A 12,188-nucleotide genomic window follows, 5' to 3' on the forward strand; every position below is an offset into this window, starting at 1 on the left:
TAAAAAAAGTAAAGCAGTACTCAAAAAAAGCAAAACGCACAACGGCTGGCACCAGGAAGTGCCAGCCGTTGTCGCATAAAAAGCCTGGATTCCATCTGCAAGGGCTTTTCAGACGCAGCGTTTCGCGCTATTGAAGCAGGGTCTGAAAACATCCTAGCCATGCCGAAATCCCGCGCCTCTCTTTCCGCGTCCGTTCCCACCTCCTATTGGCGTCGCAATCTGCGGCTGATCCTGTTGCTGCTCATCATCTGGGCGGCGCTGACGTTCGTTCCTGCGTTTTTCGCGCGCAGCCTCAGCTTTGATTTCATCGGCTGGCCGTTCGCCTTCTGGATGGCGGCCTATGGCGCGCCGTTGGCTTACCTGATCATCGTCGGCGTTTATGCGCGGGTCATGAATCGCGCTGACGAGGCGGCCGAGGCCGAAGGCCAGGCGGCTCGCGATAGCCACTTCGATTCCTTGGGCGGGGATCGCTGATGCCGTTTTTCACCGGAGACACGCCGCAGGAATTCAGGATCCGTCTGCGGCGCATCTACGTGCTGTACACCGCCGGCTTCGCGCTGATGATCCTGATGATGTCGCTGGCCGAGATCCTCGGGATGCCGCGCAACTGGATTGGCTACGTCTTCCTGCTGGTGACGGTCAGCCTGTACGCCGGCATCGGGATTGTCTGCCGCACCTCGGATCAGGTGGAATACTACGTCGCGGGGCGGCGGGTGCCGGCCATCTATAACGGCATGGCGACGGCGGCCGACTGGATGTCGGTGGCTTCCTTCATCGGCGTCGCAGGCACGCTGTACCTGACGGGCTATGGCGGGCTGGCCTACATCATGGGCTGGACGGGCGGCTATGTGCTGGTCGCCATGTTGCTTGCGCCCTATCTGCGCCGCTTCGGCCAATACACCATTCCCGATTTCATGGGTGCGCGCTATGGCGGCAACATGCCCCGGCTGGCGGGCGTGGCCTGCGCCATTCTGTGTTCATTCACGTATCTGGTGGCGCAGATTTACGGCGTGGGCATCATCACCACCCGCATGACGGGCATTTCGTTCGAACTGGGCATCTTCGTGGCGCTGGGCGGCATGCTGGTCTGTTCGTTCCTGGGCGGCATGCGCGCGGTCACGTGGACGCAGGTGGGGCAGTACATCATCCTGGTCATCGCTTATCTGGTGCCGGTGGTGTGGCTGTCGGTCAAGCATACGAATATGCCCGTGCCGCAGTTGTCGGCGGGCGTGGTGCTGCAACAGGTGACCGAAAAAGAAATCTATCTGCAAAACGACCCGTCGGAAATCGAAGTGCGGCGGCTCTGGCAGCAGCATGCCGATGAAATGGCGGCGCGCGTGCAGGCCCTGCCCGAATCCTGGACGCTGGAAAAGGACAAGCTGCGCAGCCGGCTCGCGCAGTTGAACGCCACCGAAGCGCCCATGGTCGAGATCCGATCCGCCGAACGCGAGCTGGCCTCGTACCCGGCCAGCGTGGAAGACGCGCGGATCGTGTGGTCGCAGGCCCGCGCCACCTTCGAGGCGCGGGCCGCCCCACCCACGCCGCACGCCGAGCCGTTTCCCGCCAAGGACCCCGAAGAACAGCGCAACATGCGCGTCAATTTCCTGGCGCTGGTGCTGTGTCTGATGCTGGGTACGGCGGGCATGCCGCACATCCTGATGCGCTCGTACACCACCCCTTCGGTGATCGAGGCGCGCAAGTCGGTGTGCTGGTCGCTGCTGTTCATCCTGCTGCTGTACTTCATGGCGCCCGCGCTGGCGCTGCTGGTCAAGTACGAAATCTACACACAGGTGGTGGGATCGAACTTCCTCAGCCTGCCCAACTGGGTGCACGCCTGGAGCGCGGTCGACAGCAACCTTCTGGACGTCACCGATATCAACCGCGATGGCGTGGTGCAGTTAAGCGAGATCAGCATGGGCGCGGACGTCGTGGTGCTGGCGATGCCCGAGATCGGCGGCTTGCCCTACGTCATTTCTGGGCTGGTCGCGGCGGGTGGGCTGGCGGCCGCGCTGTCCACCGCCGATGGCCTGCTGCTGACCCTGTCCAACTCGCTGTCGCATGACATGTGGTATCGGATGGTCTCGCCGCGCATGTCGGCCGCGCGCCGGGTGATGGTGTCCAAGATCCTGCTGCTGGTGGTGGCGTTCGGCGCGGCCTGGGTCGCGGCGCGCAAGCCCGCCGACATCCTCTTCATGGTGTCCGCCGCGTTCTCGTTCGCGGCCTCGTCGTTCTTTCCCGCGCTGGTCATGGGCGTGTTCTGGCGCCGCGCCAACAAGTGGGGCGCCACGCTGGGCATGGCGGCCGGCTTGCTGGTGACCTTCGCCTACATGACGCACACGCATCCCTGGCTGCGCGAATGGGTGCTGGGCATTTCGCGCACGCAGCCGGTGGATTTGTGGTGGGGCATCCAGCCGATCGCAGCCGGTGTGTTCGGCGCGCCGGTGGCGTTCCTGACGATCATTGTGGTGTCGCTGCTGACGCCGCCGCCCGATAGCGCCACGCTGGCGCTGGTGGACTATGTGCGCGATCCGCGCGCGCGTCCTGCCGGCGATGCGCATGCGCCCGCCGACAAGGCCTAGTGTGTGTCGCAGGCGTCGGCTTGGTGGTTGTCGGGATCGATGCAGGCTTGCCACACTGCCGGGGGCAGGGCTTGCAAGAGCGTGTAGATCTGCCCCGGCGCCCAGAGCCAGTGCACACCGCCTGGGGCCTTGCCTGCGGCATCCCACACTTTTCGGCGTTGCGCCGCGCTCAAGGTGAATTGCCCGTCGGGCCCGCTATTGCCTTGCGCCAGCATGGCGGCCGGATCGCGCCGGGCGCGGTAGACATCGCCGTCTTTGCCTTGGGGCTGCACGATGGCCCAGTCGTAGTGATACGAGGGAAGCGGGGGCGCCGCCCAATTCGGGCCAGGTAGCACCAGGACGGCAAATTCCGACGCAAGCTCCTGATAGGGCAGACCCAGCATCAGCTTGTCGTTGTTCCATTCCAGGCGTTGACGGCGGTAGCGCTGGCCGGGCTGGCCTTGCGCGTCGAACCGCCTGACCTCCACCGCGTCGCCCTGGTTTTCCAGGTAGCTGATCGTGCGCAGCAGGCGTCCGGCGGCATCGTGCACATAGCGCGTCAAGGGCCGCGAGGCATCGGAGCAGGCGTTGGCGCCATGCTCGGCCAGCCAGCCGTGGCTGTCGTAGCGCAAGCAGAACTGGACGGGGGCGTTGGCCTTGCCCTGGGCATTCCGCGAGCGCATCTCGTAGCCGACGAGTCGGTCCGAGGCGTCGTACTGGAAGCGGGTCTCGAAGTCGGGTTTCGGTAGTCCGGCTCGGCCGGACGTGCGCGCCGATTCGATGGTGTTCTCGTCGAACTGCGCGATGCCGCACAAATGGCGGACGCCATCGGGGCCGCGTTCGAATCGCAATACGGTGGGGCCGATGGCAGTCGTTGGCGGGTCGCTCGAATACACCGACCAGTCCACCGCTTCCGCCCAGATCACCGGTTTGGCGTGCGTGCCCGTTGCGATGGCGACGGCGGGTTCCCACGTCTTGATGCGCGAGCCATCCAGCGCCAGCAGGGTGGCGGTTTCGTCCAGCCGCACCTGCGCCACGATGGTCTCGCGTTGGCCCGACGCCGCCATGGGCTGGCACAGGGCATGCGCCCAGGCGGGCGCGAGCGTCAGCCCGGTCAGCCACAGCAGGCGCAGCGGGCGGTCAAAGCGCGGCATTGTGTAGGTAGACGATCAGGCCCCAGAGTTCGCTGCTGATGCCGCCCAGGCGCAACGCGCCCTCGCGCGTGTCCATCAACAGGAACGGATAGGCATTGCGTTCCAGCTTGCCGGGCGGCGGCAGCCGGTAGGGCGTGAAGTGGTCGGGCGACAGCAGGTAGGTGTTGGCCATGTCGCCCACGTCCACATGCATGTACCAGACGGTCAAGGGGCCGACATCCAGCGTCGGCGTGGTCTCGGGATAGACGCCGCCCTGGCCGGCCGGGATGGCGCTGGCCAGTACGCCCATGAAGATGGTGCGCGAGCCGGCCTGCGGATAGTACGAACCGTCCTGGTCGCGCCGCGTGAAGCTCTGGCGGATGAAGCTGGCGCCTCGGGAACCGGGCACGACCGTGCGCGAGAAGCGCTCGTCCAGCTGGGCCTCGGTAAGCGGGCCGCGCATGCCGGCGAACGCGTCGAGGTCGGCGGTGAAGTCCTTGAACCACACGCGGTAGCGGGCAAGTTCGGCGGCACGGTTGAAGTCCTGTGCCATGGCGTTGCCGGCCAGCAGCAAGCTCAGGCAGAGCAGGCACAGCCTGGCCGGCAGCCGCAAGATGCGCACGGCGGCTGCGGTCAATGAGAAACCGATTTCGAGAACACGTTCATCACCACCACCCCGGCGATGATCAGGCCGATGCCGATCAGCGCCGGCGTGTCCAGGTGCTGCTTGAACAACACGGCGCCCACGATGGAAATCAGCACGATGCCCACGCCCGACCAGATCGCATAGGCGATGCCCACGGGAATCTCGCGCAGCGTCAGCGACAGGAAGTAGAACGAGATCAGGTAGCCGAAGACGGTGATGATCGACGGCACCAGCCGGGTGAAACCTTCAGAGCCTTTCAGCGCGCTGGTGGCGAAGATCTCGGCGACGATCGCCACGCCCAGGTACACCCATTTCATTTGCGCGATCCTTCCGATTGCCGCAGCAACACCAGCAGCGCGCCAGCGCCGCCTTCGCGCTCGGGCGCTTCGGAGAACGCCAGCACCTCGTTTTTCTGCACCAGCCAGGTGCGCGCCTTGTCTTTCAGCACGGGTTCCAGCCCTTCCGAGCCATAGCCCTTGCCGTGCACGATCCGCACGCAGCGGATGCCGTGATCCTGGCATTCGTCCAGAAACGAAAGCAGCGCATGGCGCGCCTGTTCGACGCGCAGCCCATGCAGATCCAGTTCAGCGCCCGCGCGCCATTGCCCGCGCCGCAGGTTGCGAGCAGTGTCGGGCGCGGCATCGCTACGTACGAACGCGGTGCCGCCTTCCGACAGCAGGTGCGTGATTTCGCCGCCATCGGACACGCCCGCGTCAGCGCGCGACGGCGTCTCGCCCAGCGCGTTGGCGCGGCGCAGCGCGGGGGCGGGCTCGGCCACGGGCTTGTGTTCCACCCGCGGGGCCTGCTTGATCGGCTTGACCGACTTCATCGTGCGTTGAAACGCCGCCATGTCATCCATGGGGGCGGGTTCAGGCTTCTTGATCGCGGCGACCCGCTTGGCCAGCGCTTCGCGTTCGCGCTCGGCCTGCAGGTCTTTTTTCAGGCGTTTCAGGTCGGCCAGGCCGACCTTACTGCCCCGCATTCTCCAACCACCGTTGAGCGTCCAGGGCGGCCATGCAGCCCGTGCCGGCGCTGGTGATGGCTTGGCGATAGACGTGGTCTTGCACGTCGCCGGCGGCGAACACGCCGGGCACCGAGGTCATCGTGGCCATGCCGGACAAGCCGCTCTTGGTCACGATGTAGCCGTCCTTCATTTCCAGCTGGCCCTGGAAGATTTCCGTGTTGGGCTGGTGGCCGATGGCGATGAACGCACCGGTCACCGGCATGTCTTCGGTAGCCCCAGTGTCCACGTGGCGTACGCGCACGCCAGTTACACCGCTGTTGTCGCCCAGCACTTCTTCCAGGGTGTGGAACAGCTTGAGTTCCATGTTGCCGTTCTCGACCTTGGACATCAGCTTGTCCACCAGGATGGGTTCGGCACGGAACTTGTCGCGGCGGTGGATCAGCGTGACCTTGCGGCAGATGTTGGACAGATACAGCGCTTCTTCGACGGCGGTGTTGCCGCCGCCGACCACGACCACGTCCTGGTTGCGGTAGAAGAAGCCGTCGCAGGTGGCGCAGCCGGACACCCCACGGCCCATGAAGGCCTCTTCGGACGGCAGACCCAGGTATTTGGCCGATGCGCCGGTGGCGATGATGAGGGCGTCGCAGGTGTAGACCTTGCCCGTATCGCCCGTCAGCGTGAACGGACGCTTGGACAGATCGACCTTCGCGATGTGGTCGAACAGCATTTCGGTGTTGAAGCGCTCGGCGTGCTTCTGGAAGCGCTGCATCAAGTCCGGACCCTGGACGCCATCCGCGTCGGCGGGCCAGTTATCGACGTCGGTCGTCGTCATCAACTGACCGCCTTGGGCCAGACCTGTAACAAGGACGGGACTCAGGTTGGCGCGTGCCGCATAGACGGCCGCCGTGTAACCGGCGGGGCCGGAACCGAGTATCAAAACTTTAGCGTGCGTGGGCGTGGACATGGGCGGGTATCTTTAGGTTAACGCCCAATTATAATGAGCCGCATGCCGCGTATCTCGACTGCTTCCCCGCGCGCCTCGCGCAACACCCGCAACGGTCCTTCGCCGCTACAGACGCGTATCTCCGCGTTGCTGCGCGAAGCCCGCTGGATCCTATTTGCCGCCCTGGCGGCCTGGCTGACTCTGGTGCTGGCCACCTGGAGCGCGTCCGACCCTGGCTGGTCGCACTCGGTGCCCGGCGACGTGGTGCGCAACCACGGCGGGCGCCTGGGCGCCTACCTGGCCGACATCCTGCTCTATCTCTTCGGTTTCTCCGCCTGGTGGTGGGTGGTGCTGCTGTTGCACCGCGTACGCGCCGGCTACCGGCGTCTGGCCAGCCAGCTCAAGGTAACTAATAGTAAGCAGCCCGAAGTGCTGCCGCGCGTTCATTGGGAAGAGGGCATCGGCTTTGTCCTGTTGCTGGTGGGCTCGTTGGGCATGGAAGCGTTGCGGCTGTCCAGCCGGGGCACGCATCTGCCCGGCGCGTCGGAAACCGCCAGCGGCGCGGGCGGCGTCATCGGTCACACGCTGGCCGATCTCATCGGCCGCAGCATTGGCTTTACCGGCAGCACGCTGGCCTTCCTGGTCATGCTGGCCATCGGTCTGAGCCTGTTCTTCTCGTTTTCCTGGCTCGCCGTGGCCGAGCGCGTGGGCTCCTGGATGGAAGGCCTGGTGCGCCGCGTCCGCAATTCCTACGCTGCCCGCGAAGACCGCAAGGTCGGCGAAGTGGCCAAGGCCGTGCGTACCGAACAGGTGGTGGCCAAGCAGGAAAAGCTGGTGCACGAACAACCGGTGCGGATCGAACCCGCCATTACCGTCGTGCCCAAATCCGAGCGGGTTGAAAAGGAAAAGCAGCAGTCGCTGTTCTTCGCGCCCGCTGGCGGCGCTGAAGGCGACCTGCCCGCGATCAGCCTGCTGGATCCCCCGCTGACCAATCAGGAAACGGTTTCGGCCGAAACCATCGAATTCACCTCTCGCCTGATTGAAAAGAAGCTGGCGGACTTCGGGGTGTCGGTCACCGTGGTGGCGGCCCAGGCGGGCCCGGTCATCACGCGCTATGAAATCGAACCGGCCACGGGCGTCAAGGGCAGCCAGATCGTCAATCTGGCCAAGGACCTGGCCCGCGCCCTCAGCCTGGTCAGCATCCGGGTGGTGGAAACCATCCCCGGCAAGAACCTGATGGGCCTGGAACTGCCCAACCCGCGCCGCCAGATGGTGCGCCTGTCCGAGATCCTGGGTTCGCAGACCTATCACGCCAGCCATTCGGTGGTGACGATGGCGCTGGGCAAGGACATCGCCGGCAATCCGGTCGTGGCCGATCTGGCCAAGATGCCCCACCTGCTGGTCGCGGGCACGACGGGTTCGGGCAAGTCGGTGGGGATCAACGCCATGATCCTGTCCTTGCTGTACAAGGCCGACGCTTCGCATACGCGCCTGATCCTGATCGATCCGAAGATGCTCGAAATGAGCGTCTACGAAGGCATCCCGCACTTGCTGGCTCCGGTGGTGACCGACATGCGCCAGGCTGCCAACGCGCTGAACTGGTGCGTGGGCGAAATGGAAAAGCGCTATCGCCTGATGAGCAAGATGGGCGTGCGCAACCTGGCCGGCTACAACACCAAGATCCGCGACGCCATCAAGCGCGAAGAACCCATTCCGAATCCGTTCTCGCTCACGCCCGATCAGCCCGAGCCGCTGGCGCCGTTGCCCACCATCGTGGTGGTCATCGACGAATTGGCCGACCTGATGATGGTGGTGGGCAAGAAGATCGAAGAGCTGATCGCCCGGTTGGCGCAGAAGGCGCGCGCGGCGGGCATCCACCTGATCCTGGCCACGCAGCGTCCCAGCGTGGACGTCATCACGGGCCTGATCAAGGCCAACATCCCGACGCGTATCGCGTTCCAGGTGTCGTCCAAGATCGACTCGCGCACCATTCTGGATCAGATGGGCGCGGAAACCCTGCTTGGGCAAGGCGACATGCTTTACATGCCGCCGGGCACCGGTTTGCCGGTGCGCGTGCACGGCGCGTTCTGCAGCGATGACGAAGTACACCGCGTGGTGGAAAGCCTGAAGGCGCAGGGCGAGCCCAACTACATCGAAGGCCTGCTGGAAGGCGGGGTTGAGGGCGATAACGGCGAAGGCGCCAGCAGCGTCACCGGCCTGGGGGGCGACGCCGAGTCCGACCCGATGTACGACCAGGCTTGCGAAGTGGTGCTCAAGCACCGCCGCGCATCGATTTCCCTGGTGCAGCGTCACCTGCGCATTGGTTACAACCGCGCGGCCCGGTTACTCGAGCAAATGGAGCAATCGGGTATGGTGTCGGCGATGCAGTCCAATGGCAATCGCGAGATCCTGGTTCCCGCTGCTGCCGCTGCCCGAGAGGAAGCATGATGAAGACGTTTCACCGCCTGGCCGTCGTCGCCGCCCTGAGCCTGGCGCCCGCGCTGTCGTTCGCTGCCAGCGCGCAAGAGCAACTGAAGTCGTTCGTGACCACGGTGACGTCGGCCACGGGTTCGTTTTCGCAGTACACGGTGAACAACCAGGGCCGCACGCAGCCCGCCCAGACTGGCGTATTTTCATTCCAGCGTCCGGGCAAATTCAAATGGGCGGTGCAAAAGCCCTACGAACAACTGGTGGTGTCAGACGGCCGCGTGCTGTTCCAGTTCGACCCGGACCTGGCTCAGGTCACCGAACGCAAGGTCGATGCCGCCATCGGCACCTCGCCGGCTGCGATCCTGTTCGGATCGGGCTCGCTGGAACAGTCGTTCGATGTGTCCGCGCTGCCTTCCAAGGACGGGGTGGACTGGCTGCGTGCCAAGCCGCGCACGGCCGACGCAGGCTTTTCGCGCGTGGACATCGGCATGAAAGACAATCTGCCCGTACGCGTGGAACTGCTGGATTCGTTTGGCCAGACAACGCGCGTGGATCTGTCGGCCATCGCCGCCAACCCCAGCCTGCCCGCCAAGGAATTCGAATTCACCGCGCCCAAGGGCGTGGACATCGTCAAGATGTAGCAAGGCTCAAACCGGGGCGCCTTGCGCGGCGCCCCGCGGGTCCGTCTTTACGGACGCTTGTACGCCACGCAGTCGATTTCGACCTTCGCATCGACCATCAGGCTCGACTGCACACACGCCCGAGCGGGCGGGTTTTCGCCGAAGTATTCCTTGAACACCTTGTTGAACGACGGGAAGTCGCGCGCGTCGTCCAGCCACACGCCGCAGCGCACGACGTGTTCCGGACCGTAGCCGGCTTCTTTCAGGATGGCCAGCAATTGCTGGATCGCCTTGTGGCACTGCGCGACCGTGCCGCCTTCGATCACTTCACCGTTTTCCATCGGCACCTGGCCGGATACGTGCAGCCAGCCATCGGCGGCCACGGCGCGCGCGAACGGCATGTGCGAACCGCCCTGGCCGGTGCCGCCAGCGACGCCGTAACGGGTGATGCCGTTCTGATCGGGGGTGGGGGTGTTGCTCATGAGGGTGCTCCTTAATTCGTAGTGGGCAAGGAAGAATAGGGCGAGGCCGCCGCGAAGCTGGCGCGCAGATCGCCATTGCGCGGCAGCCAGCGGCCGGCGCGTTCGCCAGTGGCCTGGCCCTGTTGATAGGACAGCGCGCCGTTGACCCAGACGGCCTCGATGCCGGCGGCCGTTTGCACGGGCTCGGCGAAGGTGGCGCGGTCGATGACGGTATCGGGATTGAACAGCACCAGGTCCGCGTGATAGCCCTCGCGCACCAGGCCGCGATCGGCCAGCCCGAAGCGGGCGGCGGACAGGCCCGTCATCTTGTGCACGGCCTGGATCAGCGGCAGCAGGCCCACGTCGCGGCTGTAGTGGCCCAGCACGCGCGGGAACGCGCCCCACAGGCGCGGATGCGGCATGGGGTCGTTGGGCAATCCGTCCGAACCCACCATCGTCAGCGGATGCGACAGCACGCGGCGCACGTCGTCCTCGTGCATGTTGTGATAGACCGCGCCGGCCGGCTGCAGGCGGCGCGCGGCTTCAATCAGCGTCACGCCCCAGTCGGCAGCAACATCGGCCAGCTTGCGCCGCGCCTGCTCGGGGTGCGGCACCGACCAGGTGATGTCGATATCGAATTCGTCGGTCACCTGCTTGAGGTCCAGCGTGGACGAGCTGGCGGAATACGGATAGCAATCGCATCCCACGTGCTGCATGCGCCCGGCGTTTTCCAGCGTGAACAGCACTTCTTTCGTGCGGCCCCAGTTGCCCGCGCCCGCGCATTTCAGATGCGACACCACCACCGGCACGCGGGCATGCCGGGCAATGTCGAAGGCTTCCTGCATGGCGTCCAGGATGGCCGCGAATTCCGAGCGCAGGTGCGTGGTGTACAGCGCGCCGAATTCATCCAGCGCCTCGGCCAGCAGCTTGACTTCATCCGTGTCCGCGTCGATGGCCGACGCGTAGGCCAGGCCGGTGCTCAAGCCGATGGCGCCGTGCGCCAGCGCATCGCGCAGTTGCTCGCGCATGGCCAGGATTTCGTCGCGCGTGGCCACGCGGTCCAGGCGATCCATGTGATTGCTGCGCAGCGCGGTATGGCCGACCAAGGCGGCCACGTTCACTGCCGGACGGGCGGCTTCAAGGGCGCGCGTGTAGTCGCCGAACGTGGGGTACGCGAAGTCTTCGCGGCTGCCCAACAGGTTCATCGGGTCGGGCGGCTCGGCGCGCAGCGACACGGGCGAGGCGCTGATGCCGCAGTTGCCCACCACCACGGTCGTCACGCCCTGCGACAGCTTGGGCAGCATGCCGGGCGTGCGGATGACGTTGGTGTCGTCGTGCGTGTGCACGTCGATGAAGCCGGGCGCAAGCGCCAGGTCCGTGCCGTCGATGATCTGGCGGGCTTGCGCGCCGGGCAGCGCGCCGATGGCGGCGATGCGGCCATCGGCCAGCGCGACGCTGGCGCGGTATTCGGGGCCGCCCGTGCCGTCCAGGACACGAACGTTGCCGATAAGGGTGTCGTACATCTTGGGTTCCAGGTTCAATCGCCCAGCGGCAAACGGTTGGGGCCGCCGCGATGCTCGTCCAGCGCCAGCTTGATGCGGCGCAGGCGTTCGCGGTTTTCCTCTTGGTTCAGCATGGCCAGTTCGGTCGACAACAGGTCGATGGCCAGCATCATCGCGTAGCGCGATGCCGAGGGTTTGTAGATAAAGTCGGTTTCGTCCGTGCGGATGGGCAGCACCACGTCGGCCAGCTTGGCCAGTTCGGACGTGGCGTCGGTGATGGCGACGATGCGGGCGCGGTACTGTTTCACGATGCGCGCTGCGCCGACGATTTCCGGCGTCAGGCCCGAGGCCGACAGCACCAGCACCGCGTCGCGTTCGTCCAGCGTGGCGGCCACCATGCGCAGCAGCACGGCATCGCTGTACACGGCGATGGGATAGCCCAGCCGCACCAGCCGCGACTGCACTTCCTGCGCCAGCACCGCGGACGCGCCGCCCATGCCGAACACGTAGATCATCCGCGCGCTGTCGACGATTGAAGTCGCCTGCTCGAAAAGCTGTTCGGTGAATGTGGGCAGGTGCGCGCGCAGCGTGCTTTCGATGTCGGCGTAGATGCGCGCGTAGAAGGTGCTTTCCTCGGCCGGCGCGCTGGGATCCAGAAAGCGGCTGCCGACCGTGCTGGCCTGCGCCAGTTTCATTTTCAGGTCGCGGGTGTCGTCGCAGCCCACCGTGCGCGCAAAGCGGGAAATCGTGGCGATGCTGACCCCGGCCTTCGTGGCCAGTTGATCGACGGTGGCGCTGGCGCCCCAGATGATGTCGTCAAGGATGGCGTCGGCCACCTTGCGCTCGGTCACGCTCAATGCGTCCCGCCGACTGCGTATCTGGAAGACGATGTCGCGGATGATGTTCATGTGGGATTTCCTGGGTCTGATCG

At 65.4% G+C, this 12,188-nt stretch carries 12 protein-coding genes; 4 read left to right on the top strand and 8 right to left on the bottom strand.

Features of this window, described 5'->3' with window-relative positions; all coding sequences use genetic code 11:
• The first annotated feature begins 159 nt into the window (after nt 1–159).
• Nucleotides 160–474, top strand: coding sequence for a DUF4212 domain-containing protein (locus API01S_RS08920; RefSeq protein ID WP_006217821.1), 315 nt, complete (start codon nt 160–162; stop codon nt 472–474).
• Nucleotides 474–2,579 carry a sodium:solute symporter family protein gene (locus tag API01S_RS08925; RefSeq protein ID WP_061304175.1) on the top strand — a complete coding sequence of 702 codons (2,106 nt, stop codon included), beginning with the start codon at nt 474–476 and terminating at the stop codon, nt 2,577–2,579. Before API01S_RS08920 ends, API01S_RS08925 begins: the two co-directional genes overlap by 1 nt.
• Here the strand turns inward: API01S_RS08925 and API01S_RS08930 are convergent.
• From API01S_RS08930 to trxB, 5 genes are read right to left on the bottom strand one after another with little or no spacing between them, the layout of a single operon-like run.
• Entirely contained in the window at nt 2,576–3,712 is a 1,137-nt protein-coding gene (locus tag API01S_RS08930) for a hypothetical protein (protein ID WP_061304177.1), read from the bottom strand. The two genes, API01S_RS08925 and API01S_RS08930, sit on opposite strands and share 4 nt — an antisense overlap.
• Entirely contained in the window at nt 3,699–4,328 is a 630-nt protein-coding gene (locus API01S_RS08935; protein ID WP_061304179.1) for a hypothetical protein, read from the bottom strand. The genes API01S_RS08930 and API01S_RS08935 overlap by 14 nt, the downstream gene beginning before the upstream one ends.
• Nucleotides 4,325–4,654, bottom strand: a complete 330-nt coding sequence (locus API01S_RS08940; protein WP_061304182.1) for a DMT family transporter — start codon at nt 4,652–4,654, stop codon at nt 4,325–4,327. Before API01S_RS08940 ends, API01S_RS08935 begins: the two co-directional genes overlap by 4 nt.
• The gene (locus API01S_RS08945; protein ID WP_061304184.1) at nt 4,651–5,319 is read right to left on the bottom strand and encodes a Smr/MutS family protein; all 669 of its coding nucleotides are present in this window, start codon (nt 5,317–5,319) and stop codon (nt 4,651–4,653) included. Before API01S_RS08945 ends, API01S_RS08940 begins: the two co-directional genes overlap by 4 nt.
• Nucleotides 5,306–6,265 carry a thioredoxin-disulfide reductase gene (trxB, locus tag API01S_RS08950; RefSeq protein WP_006217827.1) on the bottom strand — a complete coding sequence of 320 codons (960 nt, stop codon included), beginning with the start codon at nt 6,263–6,265 and terminating at the stop codon, nt 5,306–5,308. Before trxB ends, API01S_RS08945 begins: the two co-directional genes overlap by 14 nt.
• Nucleotides 6,266–6,307: 42 nt before the next feature.
• Between trxB and API01S_RS08955 the strand changes: the two genes are divergently transcribed.
• Together API01S_RS08955 and lolA are read left to right on the top strand one after the other, a co-directional pair.
• Complete coding sequence (locus API01S_RS08955) at nt 6,308–8,692, top strand: DNA translocase FtsK (RefSeq protein WP_156329813.1); 2,385 nt, start codon at nt 6,308–6,310, stop codon at nt 8,690–8,692.
• Nucleotides 8,692–9,315 carry an outer membrane lipoprotein chaperone LolA gene (gene lolA, locus API01S_RS08960; protein WP_156487104.1) on the top strand — a complete coding sequence of 208 codons (624 nt, stop codon included), beginning with the start codon at nt 8,692–8,694 and terminating at the stop codon, nt 9,313–9,315. Before API01S_RS08955 ends, lolA begins: the two co-directional genes overlap by 1 nt.
• A 47-nt stretch (nt 9,316–9,362) precedes the next feature.
• Here lolA and API01S_RS08965 read toward each other — a convergent pair whose 3' ends face one another.
• The 3 genes from API01S_RS08965 to API01S_RS08975 are packed head-to-tail and all read right to left on the bottom strand — an operon-like array spanning nt 9,363 to nt 12,165.
• Nucleotides 9,363–9,776 (bottom strand): RidA family protein, encoded by a 414-nt coding sequence (locus API01S_RS08965; protein WP_006217830.1) that lies wholly within the window; start codon nt 9,774–9,776, stop codon nt 9,363–9,365.
• 11 nt (nt 9,777–9,787) lie between these two features.
• Nucleotides 9,788–11,278 carry an N-acyl-D-amino-acid deacylase family protein gene (locus API01S_RS08970; RefSeq protein WP_061304186.1) on the bottom strand — a complete coding sequence of 497 codons (1,491 nt, stop codon included), beginning with the start codon at nt 11,276–11,278 and terminating at the stop codon, nt 9,788–9,790.
• 14 nt (nt 11,279–11,292) lie between these two features.
• Complete coding sequence (locus tag API01S_RS08975; RefSeq protein ID WP_006217832.1) at nt 11,293–12,165, bottom strand: MurR/RpiR family transcriptional regulator; 873 nt, start codon at nt 12,163–12,165, stop codon at nt 11,293–11,295.
• Nucleotides 12,166–12,188: the final 23 nt, after the last annotated feature.

This window comes from Achromobacter piechaudii NBRC 102461, assembly GCF_001571245.1.
GTDB classification, from domain to species: domain Bacteria; phylum Pseudomonadota; class Gammaproteobacteria; order Burkholderiales; family Burkholderiaceae_B; genus Achromobacter; species Achromobacter piechaudii.

What these genes read in the sequence shown, in the direction of transcription:
- lolA (WP_156487104.1), top strand. Translation starts at nt 8,692, where the DNA reads ATGAAGACGTTTCACCGCCTGGCCGTCGTCGCCGCCCTGAGCCTGGCG.
- API01S_RS08975 (WP_006217832.1), bottom strand. Translation starts at nt 12,165, where the DNA reads ATGAACATCATCCGCGACATCGTCTTCCAGATACGCAGTCGGCGGGAC.
- API01S_RS08925 (WP_061304175.1), top strand. Translation starts at nt 474, where the DNA reads ATGCCGTTTTTCACCGGAGACACGCCGCAGGAATTCAGGATCCGTCTG.
- trxB (WP_006217827.1), bottom strand. Translation starts at nt 6,265, where the DNA reads ATGTCCACGCCCACGCACGCTAAAGTTTTGATACTCGGTTCCGGCCCC.
- API01S_RS08945 (WP_061304184.1), bottom strand. Translation starts at nt 5,319, where the DNA reads ATGCGGGGCAGTAAGGTCGGCCTGGCCGACCTGAAACGCCTGAAAAAA.
- API01S_RS08920 (WP_006217821.1), top strand. Translation starts at nt 160, where the DNA reads ATGCCGAAATCCCGCGCCTCTCTTTCCGCGTCCGTTCCCACCTCCTAT.
- API01S_RS08965 (WP_006217830.1), bottom strand. Translation starts at nt 9,776, where the DNA reads ATGAGCAACACCCCCACCCCCGATCAGAACGGCATCACCCGTTACGGC.
- API01S_RS08955 (WP_156329813.1), top strand. Translation starts at nt 6,308, where the DNA reads ATGCCGCGTATCTCGACTGCTTCCCCGCGCGCCTCGCGCAACACCCGC.
- API01S_RS08970 (WP_061304186.1), bottom strand. Translation starts at nt 11,278, where the DNA reads ATGTACGACACCCTTATCGGCAACGTTCGTGTCCTGGACGGCACGGGC.
- API01S_RS08930 (WP_061304177.1), bottom strand. Translation starts at nt 3,712, where the DNA reads ATGCCGCGCTTTGACCGCCCGCTGCGCCTGCTGTGGCTGACCGGGCTG.
- API01S_RS08940 (WP_061304182.1), bottom strand. Translation starts at nt 4,654, where the DNA reads ATGAAATGGGTGTACCTGGGCGTGGCGATCGTCGCCGAGATCTTCGCC.